The 17,530-nt window shown below is 27.8% G+C and carries 14 protein-coding genes, 1 pseudogene and 1 riboswitch (1 of these 16 cut by a window edge); of the genes and pseudogenes, 12 read left to right on the top strand and 3 right to left on the bottom strand.

The window, feature by feature from the left end; genetic code table 11:
• Positions 1-2: 2 nt before the first annotated feature.
• Both CDLVIII_RS28775 and CDLVIII_RS28770 read left to right on the top strand, forming a co-directional pair.
• Entirely contained in the window at positions 3-908 is a 906-nt protein-coding gene (locus CDLVIII_RS28775) for a hypothetical protein (RefSeq protein ID WP_009172995.1), read from the top strand.
• A 116-nt stretch (positions 909-1,024) separates the two neighbouring features.
• Positions 1,025-1,513, top strand: coding sequence for a hypothetical protein (locus CDLVIII_RS28770; protein ID WP_009172994.1), 489 nt, complete (start codon positions 1,025-1,027; stop codon positions 1,511-1,513).
• Between the two features lie 1,278 nt (positions 1,514-2,791).
• On the opposite strand, the gene CDLVIII_RS28765 is transcribed toward CDLVIII_RS28770, so the two are convergent.
• Positions 2,792-3,613: a TIGR03943 family protein gene (locus CDLVIII_RS28765; protein ID WP_009172993.1), complete on the bottom strand. Its 822-nt coding sequence runs from the start codon at positions 3,611-3,613 to the stop codon at positions 2,792-2,794.
• A gap of 67 nt (positions 3,614-3,680) precedes the next feature.
• Positions 3,681-5,297: a permease gene (locus tag CDLVIII_RS28760; protein ID WP_009172992.1), complete on the bottom strand. Its 1,617-nt coding sequence runs from the start codon at positions 5,295-5,297 to the stop codon at positions 3,681-3,683.
• Positions 5,298-5,472: 175 nt separating this feature from the next.
• Here CDLVIII_RS28760 and CDLVIII_RS28755 point away from each other — a divergent pair, with 175 nt between their 5' ends.
• The 9 genes and pseudogenes from CDLVIII_RS28755 to CDLVIII_RS28720 all read left to right on the top strand — a co-directional run bounded on the left by CDLVIII_RS28755 (position 5,473) and on the right by CDLVIII_RS28720 (position 16,099).
• Positions 5,473-6,375 (top strand): zinc ABC transporter substrate-binding protein, encoded by a 903-nt coding sequence (locus tag CDLVIII_RS28755; protein ID WP_009172991.1) that lies wholly within the window; start codon positions 5,473-5,475, stop codon positions 6,373-6,375.
• Between the two features lie 174 nt (positions 6,376-6,549).
• Positions 6,550-6,675, top strand: a complete 126-nt coding sequence (locus tag CDLVIII_RS32710; protein WP_009172990.1) for a hypothetical protein — start codon at positions 6,550-6,552, stop codon at positions 6,673-6,675.
• 174 nt (positions 6,676-6,849) lie between these two features.
• Positions 6,850-7,902: a CobW family GTP-binding protein gene (locus CDLVIII_RS28750; protein WP_009172989.1), complete on the top strand. Its 1,053-nt coding sequence runs from the start codon at positions 6,850-6,852 to the stop codon at positions 7,900-7,902.
• Between the two features lie 459 nt (positions 7,903-8,361).
• Positions 8,362-8,561, top strand: a riboswitch (cobalamin riboswitch).
• 152 nt (positions 8,562-8,713) lie between these two features.
• The gene (cbiQ, locus tag CDLVIII_RS28745; RefSeq protein ID WP_009172988.1) at positions 8,714-9,616 is read left to right on the top strand and encodes a cobalt ECF transporter T component CbiQ; all 903 of its coding nucleotides are present in this window, start codon (positions 8,714-8,716) and stop codon (positions 9,614-9,616) included.
• Positions 9,617-9,628: 12 nt separating this feature from the next.
• Positions 9,629-9,826: pseudogene (locus tag CDLVIII_RS28740) on the top strand (ATP-binding cassette domain-containing protein); the annotation flags it as partial.
• 115 nt (positions 9,827-9,941) lie between these two features.
• Complete coding sequence (locus CDLVIII_RS28735) at positions 9,942-11,147, top strand: IS701 family transposase (RefSeq protein ID WP_009172986.1); 1,206 nt, start codon at positions 9,942-9,944, stop codon at positions 11,145-11,147.
• 925 nt (positions 11,148-12,072) lie between these two features.
• Positions 12,073-12,564 carry a GNAT family N-acetyltransferase gene (locus tag CDLVIII_RS28730; protein WP_009172985.1) on the top strand — a complete coding sequence of 164 codons (492 nt, stop codon included), beginning with the start codon at positions 12,073-12,075 and terminating at the stop codon, positions 12,562-12,564.
• Between the two features lie 407 nt (positions 12,565-12,971).
• A complete protein-coding gene (locus tag CDLVIII_RS28725) occupies positions 12,972-13,790 on the top strand; it encodes a nitroreductase family protein (RefSeq protein ID WP_009172984.1) in 819 nt (272 codons plus the stop codon).
• A gap of 302 nt (positions 13,791-14,092) precedes the next feature.
• Entirely contained in the window at positions 14,093-16,099 is a 2,007-nt protein-coding gene (locus CDLVIII_RS28720) for a methyl-accepting chemotaxis protein (RefSeq protein WP_009172983.1), read from the top strand.
• 180 nt (positions 16,100-16,279) lie between these two features.
• Here CDLVIII_RS28720 and CDLVIII_RS28715 read toward each other — a convergent pair whose 3' ends face one another.
• Positions 16,280-16,972 carry a 5'-methylthioadenosine/adenosylhomocysteine nucleosidase gene (locus CDLVIII_RS28715; RefSeq protein ID WP_009172982.1) on the bottom strand — a complete coding sequence of 231 codons (693 nt, stop codon included), beginning with the start codon at positions 16,970-16,972 and terminating at the stop codon, positions 16,280-16,282.
• Between the two features lie 377 nt (positions 16,973-17,349).
• Here CDLVIII_RS28715 and CDLVIII_RS28710 point away from each other — a divergent pair, with 377 nt between their 5' ends.
• On the top strand, positions 17,350-17,530 hold the beginning of the coding sequence (locus tag CDLVIII_RS28710; RefSeq protein WP_009172981.1) for a tRNA threonylcarbamoyladenosine dehydratase. Its footprint extends 581 nt past the window's final position; 181 of the gene's 762 nt are visible here — the first part of the coding sequence; it begins with the start codon at positions 17,350-17,352; the stop codon falls past the right edge of the window.

The following is a 17,530-nucleotide window of genomic DNA, read 5'->3' as shown; positions in this document are numbered from 1 at the left end:
GTATGATGATTTCTCCTAATCTTGCGTGTGATTATAGTGAGATAATTAAAACTTATCAAGATAAATATAAAATTAATATTGAAGAATTAATACAAGATGATTTACCATCTGAATTAATTCTTAAGGATTATAGCAATAAATCAAGTTTTTTGGTTTTAAAGTCAATATTGGCAATAAATATAATGGAATATAAACAACTTTTAATTACAGGTAATGTAGATAAAAGAATACTTTTTTTGTATAAGTTGATAATATATGATTATTATGATTATTGCCAAGCATGTAATACATTTTGTGGAGTTCAATTGTATTCAGTGGCACGCTCACTTTGTGATCATTCCAGAATATTTCTCCTTTCCCTATGTAGTGAGGAATTCTGTGATTATTTATATACTGAATATACTGATGATGAAAAAAAGGAAAGATATTATAGGAAAAGAGAAAAAAATATAAGCCAAAAGTTAAAAGAAATTGCTGAAAAAGCAAAAAAAATGAATAATAATAAAGAATTTTATGTAGAATCATCTGTTTTTAATCTTACAACTGATTTATACGATGATTTAACTAATAAATTAGGTGAATTATCACATTTATCAGAAATAACTCTGGCAAAAGAATTTTTTTCTGTAGATGAAAAACTGATTTTTACTTTTTCTGATAAACAGAAAACTATGAAATTTGAAGATAAACTTATAGAATATTTTGTTTCAACAACTTTATCAACAATCGCTATTTTTATAGGAGAAGATATTAAGCAAACAAACAAGATAATAAAATTATATAATTTCTTAAATTTTCTTAGTGATGAATTATATAAGTTTAGAAATATTGATAAATTATTAATAGAATTAAAAAATCAGATGAAGGATATACTTAATTCAGAAGATATAATAGATAATAATGAATAGTTGTATTGAAATTTTATGCGCAAAACAAGAATAATGACTGCTTAGTTAATGCATAGTTTTAAACAATCATGAATTTAGTTAGGTAGAAACGTAAATTATATTTTAGATGTGATTATATGAGTAGGTATTCGTTTATAGCAACTGATTATGAAATACCAGAAGTAAAAAATTCAAAGGAAAGAATTATTACTGTGCAAGAAGCCATTGAATTAGGAATAAAAGCACATAAATTCATGCCTTGGGAGAAAAGGAATCCAGATGATAAGATAGTGTTCTTTGAAAAAGAAAGTGATTTAGGTGAACTGGTTATTAAAAAAGGTACTAACTTTGAGAAGAATGTGAGATGGTATACTCATAAACCACTCATTTATTCAATATATTTTCAGTATTCAAAACTAAGGGTAAAACAATTATTAGAATACCTAAAAGAAAATATTAGTGAAGGACACCAATTAGAACTTTGGTTAATATGGCTTGACGATAAGCAAAGTATTAAACCTAATATATTTAATTATGAAGAACTTTGTATAGGTGATCTTAAGCAAATGTATGATTATCAGGATAAAAAATATGTACATCATAATAATATAATAATAGGAAGATAAAATTACATTTAATTATAGTAGATAAGTTTCCATAGTTCTTAAAAGTTGTAAAAGATAAACGGTAGATATTAAGGATGTTATTATTGTTATCTATGTCCCCGTCAAAAAAAGATCGCCCAAGAAATAAAAAAGATTGACTACGTGGCGGAGCAGTACAGAAAAGAGAATAGAATAGAGAGCATAAAAGCGAGTAGAACACAGCCTTCGGGTCGGTTTTCTTAATTCGAATTTATGCTCTTTTTTCGTTCATTTTATAGGCTCTTTTTAGTTTTTATTCAATTTTCCTTCATTATATATAGTCATACTTTTTTTAACGGCTCCTTCCTGGCTACTGCCCTTGTAATAGTAATGGTGAGCCTTTAGAGTTTTATTACCAGTTTCTTGCTTTATGCAATCTTTTTTTTACAGGAACAATAAATGTCCCCGTCAAAAAAAGATTAACCAAGAAATAAAAAAGATTGACTACGTGGCGGAGCAGTAAAAAAACAGAATAAAATAGAGAGCATAAAAGCGAGTAGAACAAAGCCTTCGGGTCGGTTTTCTTAATTCGAATTTATGCTCTTTTTTTCGTTCATTTTATAGGCTCTTTTTAGTTTTTATTCAATTTTCCTTCATTATATATAGTCATACTTTTTTTAACGGCTCCTTCCTGGCTACTGCCCTTGTAGTAGTAATCGCAAGCCTTCAGAGTCATATTACCAGTTTATTGCTTTATGCAATCTTTTTTTTACAGGAACATAGTTAGAACTTAAATTATGAATTAAAAAATGATTAGAGATAATAAAGATTGAATAAGAGAAAAATAGTTATTGCTATAACTAGTGCTGAGAACCGTTCATATAAGGGATGTAGTGGATTTTATATCATCAAATAGATGGAGTTATTATTTGGAATTGAGAAGTATAAAATAAAAAAGACTGACTATAAGAAAATATAGATTGAATATCGCAAAACAAAGTTTAAATATTGTAAAAAATAGATTGATTATTAGATAAAAAAAGATTAGATGCAGTAAAAAAATGATTAACTAAAAATAATAAAGATTGCATAAGTAAAAATAAAGTTTGATTAAGAATTAAAATAGTTTGAATCAAATTTGATTTTTTTACATTTAATAAAGATTGATTCTAGACCATTCCGTATAAATGCCAATATGGTGTACAGATTCATTTAGTTAAATAAATATAAATTATTAAAAGCATCTAATAAAAAAATAGATGCTTTTAATAATAATATTGTTAATTTTCATTCTATTATTAAATATAAAATTAGTAAAATTTAAAATGGATATACATAAGAAGTATCTGGATTAAGATCTCTTTCTATATGCTCAACAATTATAAGGGGATCTACTTGACCTTCATAGGTATCTTTTTTAATTTTCCCTTTTATTTTAACCCAAGTATCGCTACTATAAGATTCTAGATTATTACTATCACATCTAATGCCAGCAACTTGCATATCAGCTGCACAACATACCATCATAAATCGTCCTATTATAAAGTCATTTTCTTTTAAGTTTTTATCTTTATATACAAACCCTGTTATTTCAATCTCTTTTCCATCATATTTATCTGGATTTCCTATAATTTCATCGAGAGAAAATACAAAATTTTTTGAATTTACTTGTATAATATTATTTTTAATATCTAATTCCTTTTTTTCAACATTGCCTTGTCCATCACTTTCAACTTTTCCACCGTATAATTCATAAGTTGACGATGTAGAATTTGAATTATTATATCCATTATTATTCTGGTTAGTATCTGAGGACGAATTAGAATTACTAATTGAGTTTAAATCACTAGTTTTTATTGCAGAATTTGCATTAGTATTTTGCATAAAAAATATCATAACTAAAGGAATGATAAAAATAATATAATTTTTAATTTTAAGTTTTTTCTTATTAATGTTAAAACTGTTTGTAACTAAGAATAAAGCTATTATTAACATAGATATCATTCCAAAGATTGCAAAGGGAATAATTCTAGGGTGTACATACATCATTATCTCATTACTAACAATAATTTTAAGATAGAATTCTGAAAATCTTAATAATATTAATATTTTAATGATTATGTCGAAATTTAATTTTTTCATTTTCTCATCTCCAAATTCAAGTTAAAATATATTAAGAGAAATATATTAACATATAAAATCTTACATTCTAGGTTAATTTAAGATTAATAAGAACACTAAATGATACTACAAGAATAAAAAATATTAGTTTCAGAACAAACTTCATTTTGAAATTACCAAAAAGCATAATTGTATTTTTTATATCAAGCATAGGTCCCACTACTAGAAATCCCATTACAGAATTTACTGAAAATTGTTTTAAAAAGCTTTTAGCAATGAATGCATCAGAAGTAGAGCAAACTGAAAGTAAAAAGGACAATAATATCATTACTATAAGTGAGCTTCTATTATCATTTGGAATATATATACTATTATTTATAGATACTATACTTTGAAAAATACTAGATAAAAATGTACCAATAATCATGAACTTTCCTGTATTAAAAAATTCATCACCAGTATGGATAAATACTGCCTTAAGCTTTTCAAATTTACTTTTTGAATAATCATATTCATCATTGCAAAAACCACAGTTGCATACCATATCACTATCTTCATTTCTCAAAATCTCTTCGTCTTTCTTTGTGAAAAATTGCATAATTAAACCCACTGAAATTGAAATTATTATTCCAGAAAGAACTCTGCAAATTACAACAGATCTCATTCCTTGAAACGCATATATAGTTGAAACAATTGCAATTGGATTTACTATAGGTGCTGCTAGCATAAAAGTGACACCAGCAGCTATAGGTATTTTTTTCTTCATAAGGCCTTTAACAACAGGGACTGTCCCACAATCGCAGATTGGAAATAATAATCCTGCAAAAGCTGCAATTATACAAGATAAGAAAATGTTTTTTGGAAATATTTTGATAAACATCTTTCCTGATATATAAATTTGAATTATTGCAGATATAAAGCTTCCAACTAAAATAAATGGAATACCTTGAATTAATATACTTATAAACACGGTATAAAACTTTTGGAATTTACTTAAGTATTCAGAATAAATGCTTATATCTGAGAAGGATAAAGTAATTAAATAAGTAAATAAAAACATAAGAAAAAATATAAAAAATAGACTTTTTAGAATAAAAAAGTTGTGGTGATTATTAAGCTCACGGTACTCTTCTTGAGAAATTTCTTTAATATTAAGTGAAGAAACATGTTCTATAAGATTGGCTGTTTCATTAATTTTCTTTATTTCTTTTTGAATATTTAAGAAATCTTTTTTATTTAAATCAGTTATGTTATTGAAGATTATTGTATTACTATTAAAAATTTGGTTAACCAATATGCTTTTCATATTTCTAAAATACATAAAGAATTTTTTTGCATCTATTATAGCTACTATATCCTCAACTTCACAAAACTTCTTTATATTTTTATCATTAAATATGTTAATGATAGAATTAGAATTTTTCATACCATTTACTTCAATAAATATTCTATTAGGAGAGTATTTTGTTAAAATTCTTTTAATATAAGTTTCGTTAAGTTCTCCATTTGAGTCATTTATTATGTTTATGACTTTAATGTTTTCGTTTGAATTAAGATATTTATCTTTTATTTCAGTTTGTCCAAATTCATCTTGGATAATAACAATAGTTTCATTTTGCAACTCATCATCTTTAAGCATAGAATTTATAAAACTAGTTTTTCCGGATTCTAAAAATCCTAATATTATTTCGATTTTTGTTTTCATAAATATTCTCCTTATTGCAATTGGTTTGCATTTAAGTAAATTATATTCCTATAGTTGTAAGATGACAAGTTCGGTATTTATATGCGTATTAACCATTATTGACATATTTAAACTTAAAGAGTAATATTATTAAATGAAATGCAAATGCAAATCATATGCATATGGAGGTGCGAATATGAAAAAGAAAATTATTTCGGGAGTTTTAACTATGTTAATAGGTATTATGTTGATAGGATGTGGAGCTAATACCAATACTAAAACTACTACGGAAAACACAAATGATAAAAAATTAAGTATTACAGTTTCAATATATCCGTTGAAAGAATTTACAGAAGAAATTGCAGGAGATAAAGCAGAGGTTACTTGCTTGGTTCCTAACAATGTGGAACCACATGAGTATGAACCAAAGGCTCAAGATCTTAAAGGGTTAACTGAAAGTGATGCTTTCATCTATAATGGACTTGGAATGGAGAGCTGGGTAGATAAAGTTAACGAGGTAATTAAAGATAAGAATATACCTGTTGTGAATTCAAGTGAAGGTGTAGAATCTAGACAAGAAGAAGATGCTATTGATCCACATAGTTGGTTAAGCTTAAAAAATGCAGAAATACAGTCTGAAAATATAAAAAATACTCTTATTAAGTTAGATGAAAAAAACAAAGATTATTATGAAGCAAACTATAATAAATTTAAAGAGGAATTAGAAAGCTTATCCAATGAATATAAACCTAAGTTTGACGCATTAAGTAAAAAGGATTTCGTAACAGGACATGCTGCTTTTGGTTATTTATGTAGAGATTTCGGATTAACGCAAAAATCAGTAGAAAATCTATTTGCTGAAGGTGAGCCAACACCAAAACAATTAGAGGATTTGGTGAATTTTTGTAAAGAAAACAATATAAAAACTGTTTTCTCAGAATCACTTGCAAGTCCTAAGGTTTCAGAAGCTTTAGCAAATGAAGTAGGAGCAAAAGTGGTACCAATTTTAACATTAGAATCTAAAGAAGATGATAAGAATTATATAGAATCAATGAGATACAATCTAGACGAAATCTATAAATGCTTAGAAAATGAATAAAAGAGTTATTAATATAACATATTAGAAATTTAAATTTTTACTATTGGCTAAAATGTTATTATAAAAGTAGACTTAGCATTAGAATTATTAATGTTTAAAGTCTATTTTTATAAAGGTAAATATTTTTGGTCAAGAGTTATGAAATTAATTTTGTTTTAAGTGAGAGGTTTTTAGATGAAAATGGAAGTAGTACCAATTACGATATCAGTAAGACTTCAAGAAGCAAGAAAAGAATTTGTAGATAGAAATGGAAAGGAACAAACAGAAAGGGAGATGCATACATTTTTTATTGCAAATTAAAATTATTAAATAAAAAACAATTAGAAAAAATGATAATTATCTCACTAGAAATACAATAAGATATACCAATATTTATTGCTTTCTAAATAACAGGAATATGAATTATGTAAAAACTTCTATGAAGAAGGCACAAATTAATAATAAGAAAAATAAGTATATGGAGATGAATTTTATATGACAAAAGTAGATATAATTTCAGGTTTTCTTGGAGCAGGGAAGACAACACTTATAAAGAAGCTTATTAAAGAAGCGTTAAAAAATGAGAAAGTTTTATTGATTGAAAATGAGTTTGGAGAAATAGGAATAGATGGTGGTTTTCTTAAGAATTCAGGAATTGAAATTAAGGAAATGAATTCAGGGTGTATATGTTGTTCTTTAGTTGGAGATTTTAAAAATGCGTTAAAAGATGCTTTAGAAAAATATAAACCAGACCGTATTATAATAGAGCCATCTGGGGTAGGAAAGTTATCTGATGTAATAGAAGCAGTTGCAAATATAAAAGAGCATGATAATATTTCATTAAATAGTTTTGCAACAGTAGTGGATTCGATTAAGTATAAAACATATATGGATAATTTTGGAGAATTTTTTAATAATCAAATTGAAAATGCAAGAACTATTATTTTAAGCCGCTCGCAGAAATTATCAGATGAGGAACTAAATATATGTGTTAAAGAAATAAAGAAGCATAATAATAAAGCCAATATTATTACTACTCCATGGGATGAATTAAGTGGAAAACAAGTCTTAAGTGCAATTGAAGGCAGAAATTCTTTTGAAAAAGAATTTCTTAATAAGGAAAATTTAAATAATCATAGTTGTCATTGTAATCATCATGAGAAGCATGAACATAGTGATAAATCTAATAAATGCCACTGTCATCATAATGAAGAAGATAATAATGAAATTCATGAATGTCATTGTCACCATCATCATGAGCACCATAACGCAGATGATGTGTTTGTAACATGGGGTATAGAGACGCCTAAGAAATACAAGCGTAGTGAATTGGATAATATATTAAAGAAATTAACACAATCGAAAGAATATGGAGAAGTTTTACGAGCAAAAGGAATTGTTCAAGATATTGATGGAAAGTGGATTAATTTTGACTTGGTTTCAGAAGAATACGAAATTCGTTATGGTAATCCTGATTATACAGGCAAGATTTGTGTAATAGGAAGAAAGTTGAATAATGATAAATTAGAAAAGTTATTCTCTTTTTAGATAAACTTATCTCTAATTCTCTTTTTTAATAATAAAAAGAACTTTTTATATTCTATGAGAATGGTGTCAAGGAAATAGATTAAATTTTTAAGTACAAGTAGTAATATGAATTTAATTAAAGTGAAAACAAGAAGAATTAACTAAAATATGAATTTTAAATTGCATAAATTACTATTGAAAAAAATATTTTATTAGTAGAATCTTTCATTTGCGTATAAATAAATTATATCTAACTATATATAGAATTACAAGAATAATACTTACATAGATTATTCTTGTAATAAATCTTAATATATATTACACATTTTATTTCATATATTTCAACTATCAAGCATTATATTCTAAATACGATATTAAAGTTAGTGATTTACTTTTGCAAAATATAAATATATTTTGAAAATATACTAATTGCTTTTCCGAATTAATAATGCTATTGTATATATTGATATGAGAAATAAAATTTAATAATAAAATATAGGTTTAATCAAATTTTATTATATTTTAAATTGATTAATTAAAAGGGAATCAGGTAAGATTCCTGAACTATCCCGTAGCTGTATTAGAGGAATTTAAGTACATTATGTCACTTTTAATTAGGGAAGACGTACTTAAATGATGATTCTTAAGTCAGAAGACCTGCCTATATTTTGCACCATTAACTCTACGAGTGATAGAGGGGGCGTTTTGATGAAAGATTTATTTACTGTTTTTATATTAGTAAGTATGTTTTGTTATTATGTCTTTTTAACACTTTAGTTAAAAGGACTTTTTTTTGTAGAAAAACCATATAAAAATTTAAAGGAGATGTGATATGGAGGAAATTGTTATTTTATGTGCTATTTTTTTAATGATTGTTTTTTTCTTTATATGGAAATATCTAAGTGAGCATATTCATAGTGATGGCATACATCATAATAAACATAAAATAGGTCATAAGCATGGAGAGGGATATTCAATTGACTTTTATGCTTATGTTTCAAAAAACAGGCAGTGGAATGCTGCATTTAAAGTATATCTATCAATCTTGACACTGATTCTTTGTATTGTATTGGACAATCCATATGTATCTGCTGCAGTGATAATTGTGATGGCTTATCTGACAGTTATAAAAGGAAAGATTCCAGCAATTGAATATTTGTCAATACTGGCAATTCCGATTACTTTTATTTTACTCAGCACTGTTACTATTGCTATTGATTTTTTCAAGCAGCCTATAGGGCAGTATAACGTATCTCTTGGATTTTGCTATGTTTTTACTTCAACTATGCAACTTAAGAAGATGATATTTTTGATTTTGAAAATTTTTGCAGCTATTAGTGCTCTACAAATGATGACATTGTCAACGCCAACTTCTGAGATTATTTATGTGTTACGCAAGGCATGTGTACCAAAGATTATTGTAGAATTGATGAGTCTAATTTATCGTTATATATTTATTTTAATGGATGTCTCTACTAAAATGAAAAATTCTGCAAAGTCACGTCAAGGTTATTGTGATTTTAAAACTTCTTGTTATACATTTGGAAGTATAGCAAGTAATATGCTTATTATTTCACTTAAGAAAGCAAACGCTTATTATGATGCTATGGAAGCTAGATGTTATGATGGAGATCTTGTATTTTTAGAGGAAGATAAAAATGTAGAAACAATACAAATTATTATCGCAGCAGTATTCTTGTTTTTTTTAATTTTGCTTTGGAGCTTTACAAGATAGAAAGGAACTATTATGAGAAAATTAATATTAAAAATTGAAGATCTCCAATATACTTATGGAAATGGAAAGTCTGCATTAGATGGAGTATGTGTGGATATATATGAAGGTGAGAAGATTGCTGTTATTGGGTCCAATGGCTCAGGAAAATCAACTTTTTTCTTGAATATAGATGGGGTACTTATACCAGAACATGGGAAAATTATTTATAGACTATAAACGAGCGTTTTTACATCCAATAACTTACCAATAATAAAAAATAGAACATTTATAAAATCATTTGTTATAATTAAGTTCTCACACAAAAAATAACAAGGAGATAACATAAATGTTCATAGGCTCAATTATAACAAATTCATCATCTATAATCAAATTCTTAAAAGAATCAAGATTTGCAATTTATTTTACTAAGCCGCAGCTTCATATTATAGCTCTTATTATGAGTGCTATGATAAAAAAAGGATTTGTAGGTAAAGTTACTGACGTAGCCGACCTTATGCCTTTCAGGCATAGGACGAATGTAGGAAAATTCTTATCTAAAAGTCCTTGGAATAAAGACTTTGTTGAAAGAGCACTCCGTAATTTGGTTATAAAAAAGATTTGGGAAATTTCTAAAGCAACTGGAAAACCAATCTATGTCGCTATAGATGATACTATCTCGGAAAGGACTGTGCCCTCGTCAAAGGCAGTAAAACCTATTGAAAAGTGTAGTTTTCACAATTCTCATTTAAAACATAAAACTGTTTACGGACATCAATTAGTAACTGTTATGCTTATTTGTGATGATGTTGTTATGCCATACTCAATATCTATTTACGACAAAAAGATTAAGAGTAAAATTCAAATGGCTATTGAGCTTATAAATTCCTTACCATCTCCAAAAAATGAAGGATATGTTTTGTGTGATAGCTGGTATAGTTGTAAAAAGATTTTTAATGCTTCTAAAAAAGCTGGTTTCAAATATGTAGGTGGATTACGTACTAACAGAGTAATTTATCCTACTAATCATGAAAGACTTGGTATTAAGCTTAACGCTTTCGGGAAAACACTAACTAAAGAGGATGTCGACCTAGTTAAAGTTGGCAACTCAGAGTATTATGTATATTCCTATAAAGGAAAGTTAAATGATTTAAAAGAAGCCTTAATAATTCTAAGTTGGCCTAAAGAAGCTCTTTTTAAAGATGGCTGTTTAAGAGCTTTTATAAGTCCTGATTCTAATATGTCATTATTGGAATTGCTAAACCACTACAAACATAGGTGGCCGATCGAAATTTTCTTTAGAGAATCTAAGAAAAAACTAGGATTAGATGATTATCAAATTCGCAGTGAAAAAAGTATAAAAAGATATCTGCTTATTATGATGATTACATATGTTTATTATGGATTAGAAGTATCCGAAGATACTTTAAAATTTAGTGATGGATTAAAAAATGCTAGAGTTCAATTAGAGGCCGAAAAAATAACTTTCATTTATGAAAAAACTCAAGCTGGAGAGCCTATTGATACCATTTTAGAGCTTTTCAATGTTGCATAAGTATCTTTTTAGTTATTCAATTGGAAATATTTGTTTGCGATTTCGCTCGTTTATAGTTTTAAATAAAATTATTCACTGATAAAAGCATAAGGATTATAGAAATTGAATATATTACGATTGTTATCTATGTCCCCGTCAAAAAAAGATTAACCAAGAAATAAAAAAGATTGACTACGTGGCGGAGCAGTAAAAAAACAGAATAAAATAGAGAGCATAAAAGCGAGTAGAACAAAGCCTTCGGGTCGGTTTTCTTAATTCGAATTTATGCTCTTTTTTTCGTTCATTTTATAGGCTCTTTTTAGTTTTTATTCAATTTTCCTTCATTATATATAGTCATACTTTTTTTAACGGCTCCTTCCTGGCTACTGCCCTTGTAGTAGTAATCGCAAGCCTTCAGAGTCATATTACCAGTTTATTGCTTTATGCAATCTTTTTTTTACAGGAACAATAAATTGTCCTCCAATAAAAATCTTTGACGACATAATAAAAAAGATTGCTTACGTGATAAAAAAGATTGACTAAATCAGGTCAAAGAGACAAGAAAAAAGAATCGAGAATATTGATTTTTATATTGAAATTTAAATAGAAAAAAATTAGAGGGATAGGATTGAAGTATTGATTTTCAAGGCTTGAGAGAGTGTTGAAATACGATGTTGACAAGTCCTATTCCTTTTCTTATATCATTTTTCTATTTAGTGGATTAAGTACTTAATAAGGAATGTTATATTAAAGTTGTATTTACCACTGAAATACAGGCAATGGATGGTTTGAGAGAAGATTATAAATTATAGAATAGTTTTTTGACAATGTATAGCTGTTGTATTAAAATAATTTATTATTCGCAATAAAAAATAATTTTTAAAAATAAGTTTTTTTGTATTGTTAAGAAATATAAATGTGAATTATTTAAGGGAGAGGTGATTAGATGAATAGTCTTTTAATTAGACCAGTAGTAAGAGAAGATATAAAATATGTTGCAGATATCGAGAATTTGTGTTTCCCAAAGGCTGAAGGGGCATCTTTAAAAAGTTTTTATGAGAGATTTGATGCCTTTCCAGAAAGCTTTTTCGTTGCAGAAATTGATAATAAAATTGTTGGATATATTAACGGATGTATAACAGATAAACCAAGCCTCCCAGATGAATTATATCATGATGCATCGCTGCATAATCCAAGTGGAGACTATCAAACTGTATTTGGATTAGCTGTGGCTCCTGATTATCAGCATGAAGGTATTGCAGGAAAATTAATGAATTACTTAATAAATATTTCTCGTGATAGAGGTAAGAAGGGGATTATTTTGACCTGTAAAGAACATCTAATTCATTTTTATGAGGGATTTGGATATGTACATAAAGGAATTGCTGATTCAACTCATGGGAATGCAGTATGGAATAATATGCTCCTAGAGTTTTAAAGCTTACAAATAAACTTATTTAGGAAAATTTAAAGATAAAGATTAGAGGAATTTTACTGATGCAATGGTGATGGCATATGTCGTTGCATCAGTATTTTTGCTCTAAAAATATTTATAAGATTTCATTAAATTAAGTAGCACTAAATGATTTTAGAATATTTATATAATAATTTGATATCATTCTATGCTCCTAAATAGTATCTGTATCTTTATTAATATATTCAATACAATGGATTAAGTGATTGATTGTATTAGTAGAATAACTATTTGACTTGACAGAGATAAACTGAGTGATATACTGTATGGTATATATTTTGAAGGTAAGGACAAGCTAATTCTGCTTATAAAAATATTATGAGTTGTACAGCGAGGATGCTTGAAAATAACATAAAAAGGAGTTATATATTATGATGATTGTAGATAATGAAAAATGCGTGGGCTGTGGACTTTGTGTTAAAGATTGTTTTGCCAATGATATTAAGATAGCTGATGGAAAGGCTAAAGTTAGAAATATTGCATGTTTTAAATGTGGTCATTGTATTGCAGTATGTCCTAAAGGTGCTGTATCTACAGATGAGTATAATATGGAAGAGGTAAAAACTTATAATGAAACTGAATTTAAAATAGATTCAGAAACATTATTAAATTTCATAAAATTTAGAAGGACTACAAGACAATTTAAAGATAAAGATGTGGAGACAGAAAAAATTGCTAAGATTATTGAAGCAGGCAGATTTACTCAAACAGGTAGTAATAGTCAAAATGTTTCCTATGTAGTAGTAAAAGATAAGATAGATGAACTTAAGAAATTGGTTTTTGAGAGCCTTAAGATCAAAGGTGAAGAAATACTTAATAACTTAAATGAACAAACTAGACCATTTAAAAGATATGCACAGATGTGGATAAAGATGTATGAAGGATATAAAGAAAATCCTAAAAATGATAGGCTATTTTTTAATGCTCCAGCAGTAATTCTTGTAGTGTCTGATTCACAAGTAAATGCATCGCTAGCATCTTCTAATATGGAACTTATGACTAATGCTCTAGGACTTGGAACATTTTTTAGCGGGTTCTTTACATTTGCAGCACAAGGGAATGAAAAGATTAGAGAATTAGTTGAACTAGAGGAAAATAAAGAAGTTGTAACTTGCATGATAGTTGGATATCCAAATGTAAAGTATGTTAGAACAGTTCCAAGAAAAGCTGCAAGTATATTATGGAAGTAAAATTTTAATAACTTATATTGAGTTTTGGGCTGTTTATTAAAGCAGATGAAATTCTGCTTAATGGACAGCTTTTATAGTGATATTTAGAAAAAAAAGAAGAATAAGAGATAAGAAAACGTTATCTAGACAAATTACAGCTAATAATGTATAAGAAAATATAATATTTTTATAGTAATATTATATTATTTAATTGAATAAATGGTATAATGCTACAATACTATGCATTGTTGTTAATATTTCCTTAAAGATAAGTTATAAGATGATTAGTTAGTTAATTTGCCATGATGAGGGGTGCGTAAGAGATGAAAAAAAATAGTAAACTATTTCGAAAAATTGTTATAGGAATTGCATTGTTTATTATAGTACCTATATTATTAATAGGAGAAATTTCGATTTATAAATTAAAATCAGCATTAGAAAGTAGCTTAAAAACAACTAGTATACAAACGATTAAAGAAGTTGATAAAGGATTTTCTGAGTATCTGCAGGTGTTAGGTACGCAAATGGATGTAGCAGCAAAAAACATATATATTAAAGATCTGACTAATTCAGGTGCAGATCATAAGCTTACAGTAAACTATGTTCAAGGAATGTTTAAGGATACTAAAACATCAGTTGATGGAATCATAAATGCAGGTTTTGCTGGAGAAAATGGCGAACTAGTATTAGATAGTGGAGTCTTAACCTTAAATGATTTGAATTTTAAGGAAAGAGAATGGTATGTAAAAGCAAAAGCAGCTAATGGTAAGATAGTATATATTAAACCATATAAAGATGCTGTATCAGGAAAGCAGGTTATGACAGTTGCTCAAGCAGTTAAAGATGATAATGGACAGTTTATAGGAGTTATAGTAATTGATATGTCCCTTGATGCGATGCAGAAATACATAGGTGGAATACAATTATTAAATACAGGCTATGTTTTACTTGCAGATGGTGATGGAGATATTATAGTAAATAATGATAAAAACACTGTAGCAGAAGATAATGTTACTGGTTTATCGTTCTGGAACTCAGCCAAAGGGGAAGACCTTGGAGTATACACTTTTGAAAGTAATAAAAAATCATTTTATGTATGCCAGGAAACTGATGAAAAGACTGGATGGAAGCTCATTGGAATCATTGATGGCAAAGAAGTTGAAGATGGTGTAATGGCTATACATGGAACAATGCTTATAATTTCAATAGTATTAGTTATTATAGGAGTTTCCATAGGAGTTATTGCAGCATTGTATCTTATGAAAGAAATAAATAGATTGAAGAGTGTAATTAACAAAGCTTCAAAGGGAGATCTTACAGGAAGAATTACTGTTAAAGCAAAGGATGAATTTAAGGAACTTGGAGATGACTTTAACACTATGTTGGACAGCTTATCTGATTTGCTGGACAATGTTCAAAATACATCTGCAAATTTAATTGAGGCATCTGCCAATATAGCAAGTATGTCAGAGGAAACTACATCGTCAGTATCAGAGGTGACAAATGCTATACAAGAAGTATCAACTGGAGCTACAAGTCAAGCACAATTTGCTACTGAGATTGCAGCTAATGCAGAAGAATTATCAGATAGAATAGATGAAGTTGATAAGCATACAAGTAATATTAATAATTTATCAAATGTAACTAAAGATTTAAGTAAGCAGGGAATTTTTATAATCCAAGATTTAATAGATAAGGCTGCAAGTGCTAAAACAAATGCTATTAAGTCCGCAGGTATGGTTGCAGAAATGATAGAAAGTATAAATAAAATTAATTACATATCAAATGTAATTGAAGAAATTACTGAGCAGACAAATCTTTTAGCATTAAATGCTAGTATAGAAGCAGCAAGAGCAGGGGAAGCAGGAAAAGGATTTGCAGTGGTTGCTGAAGAAATAAGAAAGCTTGCAGAGGAATCTAAGAAATCTACTGATGAAATAAAAACTATTGTTACAGAGATAGGCGTTAATGGAAATAACACTAAAGCTGCAATGGAAGCAAGCAGAGAAATGTCTCAGGCACAAGGTCAGGTTATAAAAGAAACAGAAGATATATTCGCTAAAATAGTTGAATCAATAATACCTTTAACAGATGCAATTAAAGAGATCAAAGATTTAAATGAAAAAATGCATATAAATAAGGAAAAAGTAAAATCACAAATAGAAAATATAGCAGCAGTATCAGAAGAATCAGCATCTATATCAGAAGAAGTTACAGCATCAGCAGAAGAAGTAAGCGCAACAATGGATGAACTTACACAGTATGCAAGTAACCTTGAAGATATTGCGGGTAACTTAAAGGAAAAGATGAGCAAATTTACTTTAAAGTAAAATAATAAAGATCATACTTTCATTGAGCATATATGTTATATAGCTTATACAAAGTATGATCTTTATTTATGTAGAGGAAATTAACGTTAGGCATATTAAAGAAAATAACAAGTTCAAATATGCTGAAAATATTTTTCATCAGACAAAGAAATAAATTGACTTGCTATTTTTGATAATGCCTTACATCATTTCAAGCATTTGCTTTAATATTCTAGTTGAATTCTTAACTGCAATTGGAACAAACTTTTGATAATCCATGTGTGCTCCGTTATTTGCATTATCAGAAATTGATCTTATAACTACAAATGGAATTGAATTTAAGTAGCAGACTTGTGCTATACTAGCACCTTCCATTTCGCAGGATATTGCTCCAAATTCCTTATCTAGCCATTGAATTTTTTCAATATTAGCAACAAATTGATCACCAGAAGCGATTCTTCCAACAAAGCTGTTTAACTCTGAGATTTCTTCGCAAGCTTTTTTAGCTAAAGTGACCATCTCTTTATCACATTTGAAATCAAAAGTATCAAGTCTTGGAATTTGTCCCATCTTATCTCCAAAAGCTGTAGTATCCATATCGTGTTGCACTAAGTTTTCAGCAACAACTATGTCTCCTGGATAAATTTCTTTACCAATTCCACCAGCAACACCAACATTGATAATCTTATCTACATTGTATTCTGATGCTAATATCTGAGTACAAATAGCTGAATTTACTTTACCAATTCCGCAAACTACAGCTACTACATCTTTGCCATATAATTTACCCTTGTGAAAAGTCATGTTAGCTTTTTCTTTCTTTGTTTCAAGATTTAAGTCTTGTAATAGAATCTCTAATTCCTCTGCCATAGCAGCAATTATTCCAATAGTCATATAATAATTGTCCTCCTAAAATAATATAATTAAGTACAAAATAATGTACATTTATAGATATCCAACTTTAAAATTGAACTTATGTGATTTCGAGTATAGATACACACAAAGGTCTAGCTTAAATAGGTAATTATTCTATACATGCGTAAAGATTATAATTTGGATATCTATATAACCAGATAAATAAAACTGGTTAAATATACATAATACTAAATTATATTATAAGCATAAGTTGACAAATTTAACAGAGAAAATGCTAAAATTATATATCTAATTTTAGCTTATTTTTATGATATAATAGCTATTGACGATTAAAAATATAGGATAACAGGATTTTATTATACAAAAAATAACTATTTAATAAGGAGAGAAAATATATGACAGCACAACATTCTTTATCAAGAACAGAATTATTAATAGGTAAAGATGGATTAGATAAATTAAGAAATAGTAAAGTAATTGTTTTTGGTGTAGGCGGAGTAGGAAGTTATACCATTGAGGCACTTGCAAGAGCTGGAGTTGGAGAGTTAATTATAGTTGATGATGATACTGTATGTC

Origin of the sequence: Clostridium sp. DL-VIII (assembly GCF_000230835.1) — a bacterium.
Taxonomy (GTDB): Bacteria; Bacillota; Clostridia; order Clostridiales; family Clostridiaceae; genus Clostridium.
Note: the sequence above shows the minus strand (reverse complement) of the source record. Positions and strands in the feature narration are given on the sequence as shown.

Bases quoted from the DNA above. Each gene is read 5' to 3' on its own strand.
- CDLVIII_RS28775 (WP_009172995.1), top strand. From the start codon at position 3: ATGATGATTTCTCCTAATCTTGCGTGTGATTATAGTGAGATAATTAAA.
- CDLVIII_RS28770 (WP_009172994.1), top strand. From the start codon at position 1,025: ATGAGTAGGTATTCGTTTATAGCAACTGATTATGAAATACCAGAAGTA.
- CDLVIII_RS28765 (WP_009172993.1), bottom strand. From the start codon at position 3,613: ATGAAAAAATTAAATTTCGACATAATCATTAAAATATTAATATTATTA.
- CDLVIII_RS28760 (WP_009172992.1), bottom strand. From the start codon at position 5,297: ATGAAAACAAAAATCGAAATAATATTAGGATTTTTAGAATCCGGAAAA.
- CDLVIII_RS28755 (WP_009172991.1), top strand. From the start codon at position 5,473: ATGAAAAAGAAAATTATTTCGGGAGTTTTAACTATGTTAATAGGTATT.
- CDLVIII_RS32710 (WP_009172990.1), top strand. From the start codon at position 6,550: ATGAAAATGGAAGTAGTACCAATTACGATATCAGTAAGACTTCAAGAA.
- CDLVIII_RS28750 (WP_009172989.1), top strand. From the start codon at position 6,850: ATGACAAAAGTAGATATAATTTCAGGTTTTCTTGGAGCAGGGAAGACA.
- cbiQ (WP_009172988.1), top strand. From the start codon at position 8,714: ATGGAGGAAATTGTTATTTTATGTGCTATTTTTTTAATGATTGTTTTT.
- CDLVIII_RS28735 (WP_009172986.1), top strand. From the start codon at position 9,942: ATGTTCATAGGCTCAATTATAACAAATTCATCATCTATAATCAAATTC.
- CDLVIII_RS28730 (WP_009172985.1), top strand. From the start codon at position 12,073: ATGAATAGTCTTTTAATTAGACCAGTAGTAAGAGAAGATATAAAATAT.
- CDLVIII_RS28725 (WP_009172984.1), top strand. From the start codon at position 12,972: ATGATGATTGTAGATAATGAAAAATGCGTGGGCTGTGGACTTTGTGTT.
- CDLVIII_RS28720 (WP_009172983.1), top strand. From the start codon at position 14,093: ATGAAAAAAAATAGTAAACTATTTCGAAAAATTGTTATAGGAATTGCA.
- CDLVIII_RS28715 (WP_009172982.1), bottom strand. From the start codon at position 16,972: ATGACTATTGGAATAATTGCTGCTATGGCAGAGGAATTAGAGATTCTA.